The 7,036-nt window shown below is 58.4% G+C and carries 7 protein-coding genes and 1 pseudogene; 2 read left to right on the plus strand and 6 right to left on the minus strand.

Annotation, left to right across the window (positions count from 1 at the left end):
* Window positions 1-10: 10 nt before the first annotated feature.
* Window positions 11-686 (plus strand): annotated as a pseudogene (locus FHR98_RS16405) (IS6 family transposase).
* 48 nt (window positions 687-734) lie between these two features.
* On the opposite strand, the gene FHR98_RS16410 reads toward FHR98_RS16405, so the two are convergent.
* The 6 genes from FHR98_RS16410 to FHR98_RS16435 form a co-directional block, all read right to left on the minus strand.
* The gene (locus FHR98_RS16410) at window positions 735-1,466 is read right to left on the minus strand and encodes an IclR family transcriptional regulator (RefSeq protein ID WP_183417825.1); all 732 of its coding nucleotides are present in this window, start codon (window positions 1,464-1,466) and stop codon (window positions 735-737) included.
* Window positions 1,467-1,519: 53 nt separating this feature from the next.
* Window positions 1,520-2,293: an amino acid ABC transporter ATP-binding protein gene (locus FHR98_RS16415; RefSeq protein ID WP_183417834.1), complete on the minus strand. Its 774-nt coding sequence runs from the start codon at window positions 2,291-2,293 to the stop codon at window positions 1,520-1,522.
* Between the two features lie 27 nt (window positions 2,294-2,320).
* Entirely contained in the window at window positions 2,321-2,968 is a 648-nt protein-coding gene (locus FHR98_RS16420; protein WP_183417826.1) for an amino acid ABC transporter permease, read from the minus strand.
* Between the two features lie 3 nt (window positions 2,969-2,971).
* Complete coding sequence (locus tag FHR98_RS16425) at window positions 2,972-3,637, minus strand: amino acid ABC transporter permease (protein ID WP_183417827.1); 666 nt, start codon at window positions 3,635-3,637, stop codon at window positions 2,972-2,974.
* 110 nt (window positions 3,638-3,747) lie between these two features.
* The gene (locus FHR98_RS16430) at window positions 3,748-4,605 is read right to left on the minus strand and encodes a transporter substrate-binding domain-containing protein (protein WP_183417828.1); all 858 of its coding nucleotides are present in this window, start codon (window positions 4,603-4,605) and stop codon (window positions 3,748-3,750) included.
* Window positions 4,606-4,713: 108 nt separating this feature from the next.
* Complete coding sequence (locus FHR98_RS16435) at window positions 4,714-6,102, minus strand: aspartate aminotransferase family protein (protein ID WP_183417829.1); 1,389 nt, start codon at window positions 6,100-6,102, stop codon at window positions 4,714-4,716.
* A gap of 299 nt (window positions 6,103-6,401) precedes the next feature.
* Here FHR98_RS16435 and FHR98_RS16440 point away from each other — a divergent pair.
* Window positions 6,402-7,036 (plus strand): IS6 family transposase (locus FHR98_RS16440; protein WP_183417830.1); only part of this gene is annotated, 635 nt, incomplete at its 3' end.

The following is a 7,036-nucleotide window of genomic DNA, read 5'->3' on the forward strand; positions in this document are numbered from 1 at the left end:
GCGTCCGGCCATGACCAAACGAAACCCCTTCCGCTATTTCAAGACGTCGCCCGAAATCATCCGCCTAGCGGTTATGATGTATATTCGCTTTCCACTCTCACTTCGGAATGTAGAGGATCTCCTTCACGAACGCGGCATCGATATCAGCCATGAAACGGTTCGCTTCTGAGATCCGCAAGCGACGGATCCAACGCCTGCGATCAAGCCACTGGCGATGGCATCTGGATGAGGTGTTCGTGAAGATCAATGGCGAGATACATTATCTATGGCGCGCCGTGGATCACGAGGGTGAGGTTCTGGAAAGCTTCGTAACGAAGAGGCGCGATAAGAAAGCTGCGTTGAAATTCCTGAGGAAAGCACTGCGCAAGCACGGTCGGCCCGAGGTTATCGTGACCGATCGGCTGAGATCGTACGGTGCGGCACTCAGGGATATTGGGACCGCAGCTCGCCAGGTATGTGGCCGCTGGCTGAACAACCGAGCAGAGAACTCTCATCAGCCCGTTCGACGACGAGAGCGAAGGCAACAAGGCTTCAAGTCACCAGGCTCCGCTCAACGCTTCCTATCCGTTCACGCCGCCATCTACAACCCCTTCAACTGTCAGCGTCATCTCCTCAGTCAACCAAGCTACAAGGTCCTTCGATCCAACGCATTCGCGGTGTGGGCTGGTGCCTGCAAAGCTGCCTAGCGATACAATGGCGAGAAGCGATTGCTCTCGTGTTGCCGAGTTAACGTGTCAACGCCGACAGTGCCCTTTCAGGCATTTCGCAAAGAGCTCACTGGCATTCTGCAGGTGGGGTACGATCTCGAGGAGCTTTTCTGCGCTGGTGCGCACATCGGGGGCTGCGACTGAGAGGGCGCCAAGGAACAGGCCATGATCGCCGACGACCGGCACGGCCGCTCCCGCGACGTGAAGAAGGTACTCCTGGCAAGTGATTGCATAACCCTCCGTTCGCACCTGTTCGATGGCTCGGCGAAGACTTGCCTTGTCGGTCACGGTGTAGGGCGTGTAGCTGGGCCGCTCGGAGGCCTCAAGATAGGCCTCAAGCTCGTCACCCTTGAGGCGCGCGAGGAAGAGCCGACCGCTGGAAGTGCAAAACAAAGGCGCCTTGCGCCCGGCACGGAAGGAAAGGGTCAGTTCCTGCGGCGCCTCGGCACTCGCCAGGTAAACCACGTGGTCGGCCACCTGCACGCCAAAACTCGTCATCTCTCCAATCTCGCGGGTAAGCGACGTAAGTACGGCATCCGCTGCGGTTGTCATGGCGGCGCTGGCGAGAACCCGCGCCGAGAGATCGACCAGCGGGCGGGAGACCATCCAGTTTCTGGAACCGGGAACGCGCTGCAGGTGCCCCAGTCGCTCCAGCTCGGAACAGATGCGATGTGCCGTTGGTGGTGGCAAGCCGGTCTGTTCAGCAATGTGAACTGTGGAAACGCCGCCCTGTTGCGCCACGCAATCGAGAACGGTCATGATCTTCGCCGTTGGAGAGTCTGGTGGTGCTCGTTCACTCGTTGTCATGCGGACTATTCTGCCAGATAGTCACCCTGAAATCGCCGAAGAAAGAGCTTCAGGCGCGGCGAATCAGGCTCCATCAGAACCTGACTCGGCGGCCCCTGCTCGACGATGACGCCGTCGTCCATGAATACGACACGATCGCCGACATCCCGAGCGAAGTGGATCTCATGCGTCACGATCACCATGGTCATACCCTCGTCCGCCAGTTGCCGAATCACGCGCAGCACCTCACCAACCAATTCCGGGTCCAAGGCGCTGGTCACCTCGTCGAAGAGCATGACCTGCGGCTCCATGGCCAGCGCGCGGGCGATCGCCACCCGCTGCTGCTGGCCGCCGGATAGACGCGCGGGATATTCGTCAGCCTTCTCCGACAGGCCTACCTTCTCGAGAAGGTCCCCGGCCAGGCGATCGGCCTCGGCCTTTGCCATTCCCCGCACTTTGACCGGCCCCATCATGACGTTTTGCACGACCGTGCGGTGCGGGAAGAGGTTGAAGCTTTGGAAGACCATGCCGACCTGCTCGCGGACCTTGGCGTTGTCCGACTCGCTGTTCCGCAGCCTTGCGCCATTGCCATTGACGCTATAGCCGATCAGCTTGCCCTCGATCAGAATCTCTCCCTCTTCGAAGGGTTCCAGCAAATTCAGGCATCGCAGGAGAGTGGACTTTCCGGAGCCGCTAGGCCCCAAAATCACAACCACTTCGCCGCGTTCGACGCTCAAATCGATTCTTTTCAGAACCTCAAGATCGCCAAAACGCTTGCGTAATCCCTTGATTTCGATCATCGGCATTTCGGTTTCCCTGCCTTATTTCTAATTGACGACGACCGTCCGCCGCTCACTCCATTGGGCAAGCAGGGACAGGGGATAGCAAATCAGGAAATAGATTGCCATGACGCCGAGGAATATCTGGAACGACGCCAGCGTACGCTCCACCACCTCGCGCGCGGCATAGGTCAGTTCCCAGACCCCCACGATAGAGACATAAGAGGTCTGCTTAATGGCGGTCAGCGCATTGTTTAGCAGCGGCGGAATGGCGATCCGCGTGGCCTGCGGCAGCAGGATTTCGCGCACGATTGCAAAGCGTCGCATGCCGAGACTCTTTGCAGCCGCGGTTTGTCCTTGCGGAACCGAAAGGATGGAACTGCGAACGATTTCGGTAACGAAGGCGGCAACATAAATGATCTGGGCCGTGCCGACCGCAATATAGGGGTTCACCCTGTAACCAAGAAAAGGAAAAATGTAGTAGCCCAGCAGCATGATCACGATGATCGGAATGCCACGCAGGACGAAGACATAGAGCGTGATCAAGCTTCGGACCAAGCGCCCGCCGAGGTTCGCTAGAACCCCGATTGCGACGCCCAGGAGGGTTCCGGCGGTAACGACGACGAAAGCCAGTTGCAACGTAATCCATGCACCTTGTAGCAGGTATGGCAGGCTGGAGATCAAGACGTCGAGCATAGCTCAAGCCCTCCCCTGGGTGCGATGTTCCAGCAGTCTCGTGCCTGCGCCCAAGAACGACGTCAAGGCTAGGTAGAAAATTGCGATGCTGACGAAGATCTCGATGGAGGTGGCTGTCCTCTCGATGGCCACCTTGCCCGTCATGGTAAGCTCTGCTACGCCGATAGCCGAGACCAGCGAGGTGTCCTTGACCAGAATGATCAACTGGTTGCCGAGGGGGCCGAGAATTCGAAGCAAGGCTTGTGGCAGGATGACGTTCCAGAACGCGCCGAAGCGCGTCATTCCGATGGCGCGGGCCGCCTCCCATTGGCGCGGGCTGATGGATTCGATCCCGCCGCGGTAGGTTTCCACGAAGAAGGCCCCATGCTGGAGCGCAATGCCAATCACGCCGCAAGAAAACTCCGAGGGATAGAGGCCGAATAGCGGCAAGCCGAAGTAAATCAAGTAAATCTGCAGCAGCAGCGGCGTGTTGCGCATGAACTCAATGTAGGCTGCCGCAGGAAAGGTGAGGACCGCTTTACCTGACATCCTCGGACCCACCAATAGGATGCCGATTAGAAGCGCCAGCGGCATGGCTGCCGCCGCCACGCTCACCGTGATCAGGAAGCCCGAGACAAGGCTCGGGAACAGCATAATCAGGAGGCTGGTGGATTGGGCGAGAAAATCCATCGATCCCCCTTTAAGCTGTATCCACTCGCAAATGAGAGGCCGCAAGAGCCGCCACTCCCGCCAAGGGAACGGCGGCTCGCTTTACGTGGATACGCTCCTTCAAGTCCGGACTAACGGCCGGACTGCGACATGCGGGCGTGGCGCGGCTCGACGCCAAACCATTTCACGTAGATTTCTTTGTAGGCGCTGTAGCGGCTGCCGCCAAGCATCTCTGCTACGACGGTGTCGAGGAACAGCCACCACTTGAAATCGTCCTGGCGAAGGAAGATGCCGTTGCCGGTGACGTCTGTCAGCCACTCGTTGAGGATGCGGAACTCTGGATTGTCGCGCATGTAATAGAGCGCGACCGGAGCATCTAACTGACATGCTGTCGCCCGGCCCAATTTCACCGCGTTGAACTGCGCGGAGACGGAATCGAAGGTGAGGAACTTTGCGTCCGGATAAAAGCGCTTGCCCCGTTCCTCCTGCACCGGCGCCGTCAAGTGGGCAACGGTGAATTCCGGTTTGTTAAGGTCCGCGATGCTCTGGATGGGGCTATCCTTGCGCACCACCAGGACGATACCACTGTCGATGTATGGCCTTGTAAAGCCAACCTGGAGGGCCCGGTCCGGATAGATCGTGGTGACCATGATACCGAAATCGATGGTGCCATTCTGGGTATTCGGCCAGCGCGAGGCAAAGCCCTGCTTGAACAGCTCAATCTTGGTCTCATCTCCAAAGATGCTCTTTGCGATCAGCTTGGCGATATCGATATCGAAGCCCACTAATTCGCCCTTCTCGTCGATGAAACCGAAGGGCGGCGCTTCGCTGGTGACGCCAACAATCACTTTTCCCCGTTCCCGTACCTCGTCGAGCTTCGACTTGGTGCCGGCGGTTTGCGCCGAAGCTGGCGTAACCTGCGCGGCGACCAAGCCGGCCCCCGCTGCAATCCCGCTTGCCCCTGCAATAAATTCGCGCCTTGAAGTCATCGAACGTCTCCTTTCCTTGAGTGATTCAGACCTATAAGGCTGCGACCCACCGGGCGCGGAGCACGGATCGTCGGCAACCAGGACTTGGCAGCCGATCGCCCCCCGCAGTCACTCCGCAGCGACGGGTCGGTCGCCGACGGACAGGGAGCTTGATTCCCTGACGTCGACGTCCTTTGGGAAGCCGTCCATGGCTCGCTTGATCGCGATATCCATCCGGCCGACGATGTCCTTGATTTCGGCTTCCGTGATGATGAGCGGCGGCGCGAAGCGGAAATAATGCTTCACCGCGATCGCGCAGACGCCCTCTAGCGCGCAGTTGTAGCGGATCCGCTCCGCCATTACGGGATCCGGCGCCTTGGTTTTCCTGTCCTTGACGATGTCCAGCATTCGGTAAAGGCCCTTACCCCGGATATCGCCGATGCACTCGTATTTTTCCTTGAGTGTCGCCAGTTCCCGCTCGGCGACCTCGCCTAACTCCTCGGCCCGTTCTGCTAGGTTATCGCGCAAGACGATGTCGAGTTGCTTCAACGCCACCGCAGCCGGCATGGGGTCGCTGGAATAGGTGCCCGCCCAGGGCAGGCCGCAGTTGCCGCGCGTGCGTTCGGCGATTTCCGGCGTGGTGATGGTGCCGCAGATCGCCATGCCCGCGGAAAGACCTTTGCCCCAAGTCACGATGTCGGGGGTCACGCCGTAATGTTCCATCGCCCACATCTTCCCGGTGCGGGCGGGCGCCAACTGGCATTCATCCAGGATCAGCAGGGCGCCCCAGCGCTTTGCCATTTCCGAAACCCGTTTCAACCAGTTGTCCGGCGGCATTATCATCCCGCCGGGGACAGCGATGGTTTCGACCATGAAAGCTGCGATGTTCTGGCTGGTGGCGAATTCAAGCAGCTCCTCACTCGACCTGAGACAGGCGATATCGCAACTTGGGTACTCGAGATTGACAGGGCAGCGATAGCAGAAGGGCGGAAAGAGCGCGTTAGCCTTCGCCGGAAACATAAGGGGCCCAAGACTCTTTCGGCGGTTGCCGCCAACGGTGGTCAACGCCTCGACTGCCAAGCTGCCCCCGTGCAGTCCCCGGATCATGGAGACGACGTCGAATTTGCCAGTATAGGCGAGCGCCATGCGCATAGCGATTTCATTGGCTTCGGAGCCGGTGATCGCGAAGTTGACGACCTTTAGCTCGCCGGGCGTGTTCTCGGTCAGGCGCTCAGCGAACTCGACTGTCCAGGGATTGCTGTACCATGAGGACTGGTGGATGAAGGTTCCGGCCATTTCGCGGATTGTTTCGGCGAGTTCGGGGTGAGAATGCCCCAGAACCATGCACATCATCCCCGAGGTGAGGTCGTAGTATTCGCGGTCATCTATGTCGATGAGCTTCACGCCTTTACCGGCCTTGAAGATGATGCGGGGTTCGTAGCGCCAGCCGAAAACCGTCCTCGCGTCCCGAGCCTGGAAATCTGTATGAGTGTTGGAGAATTGAAAGGTCTTTTCCATCGACTGATGCCTCCTCGCGGGGACTTGGTGAGCCTACGTGCTCGTAAGACGCGCCCTGCGGACAGAACTGGCGCGTTTACCGTGACGTGATAGGATAATTCCATAATACGGAAAATTTGTCATCAAAAAATGGAATAAAATGGTAAAGGTAAAACATGACGCCCGTCACACTGGCAATGACGGGGGCTTTTTCAGAGCAAATCGCCTTGAGCAAGGTCGGGCGATCTCGTAGCGTCCGGCCAGGCTTTGTCAGAGCAAATCGCCTTGAGCAAGGTCGGGCAATCTCGTAGCGTCCGGCCATGACCAAGCGCAGCCCATTCCGCTATTTCAAGACGTCGCCCGAGATCATCCGCCTGGCGGTCATGATGTACATTCGGTTCCCACTTTCATTACGGAATGTAGAAGATCTCCTTCACGAACGTGGCATCGATATCAGCCACGAGACAGTGCGGTTTTGGTGGCAGCGCTTCGGACCTATGTTCGCCGCCGAGATCCGCAAGCGGCGGATCCAGTGCATGCGATCGAGCCGCTGGCGGTGGCATCTGGACGAGGTCTTCGTGAAGATCAACGGTGTGACGCACTATCTCTGGCGAGCCGTCGACCATGAGGGCGAGGGCCTTGAAAGCTTCGTGACAAAGAGGCGGGATAAGAAAGCTGCGTTGAAATTCCTAAGAAAAGCAATGCGTAAGCATGGCCAGCCTAAGATCATTGTGACCGACCGGCTGAGATCCTATGGGGCCGCGATGAAAGAGATAGGTAACTTCAATCGCCAGCTAACCGGCCGCTGGCTGAACAACCGAGCAGAGAACTCACATCTGCCCTTCCGACGAAGGGAGCGCGCGATGCTTCGCTTCAGGCAGATGCGAAGTTTGCAGCAATTCGCCGCCGTTCATGCCTCCGTCTACAACCTCTTCAACTCAGAACGCGCCCTTTC

This window comes from Limibacillus halophilus (assembly GCF_014191775.1).
Taxonomy (GTDB): Bacteria; Pseudomonadota; Alphaproteobacteria; order Kiloniellales; family CECT-8803; genus Limibacillus; species Limibacillus halophilus.

Excerpts from the sequence above, each read along its gene's own strand:
- FHR98_RS16425 (WP_183417827.1), bottom strand. The coding sequence starts at position 3,637 with ATGGATTTTCTCGCCCAATCCACCAGCCTCCTGATTATGCTGTTCCCG.
- FHR98_RS16410 (WP_183417825.1), bottom strand. The coding sequence starts at position 1,466 with ATGACCGTTCTCGATTGCGTGGCGCAACAGGGCGGCGTTTCCACAGTT.
- FHR98_RS16415 (WP_183417834.1), bottom strand. The coding sequence starts at position 2,293 with ATGATCGAAATCAAGGGATTACGCAAGCGTTTTGGCGATCTTGAGGTT.
- FHR98_RS16430 (WP_183417828.1), bottom strand. The coding sequence starts at position 4,605 with ATGACTTCAAGGCGCGAATTTATTGCAGGGGCAAGCGGGATTGCAGCG.
- FHR98_RS16435 (WP_183417829.1), bottom strand. The coding sequence starts at position 6,102 with ATGGAAAAGACCTTTCAATTCTCCAACACTCATACAGATTTCCAGGCT.
- FHR98_RS16420 (WP_183417826.1), bottom strand. The coding sequence starts at position 2,968 with ATGCTCGACGTCTTGATCTCCAGCCTGCCATACCTGCTACAAGGTGCA.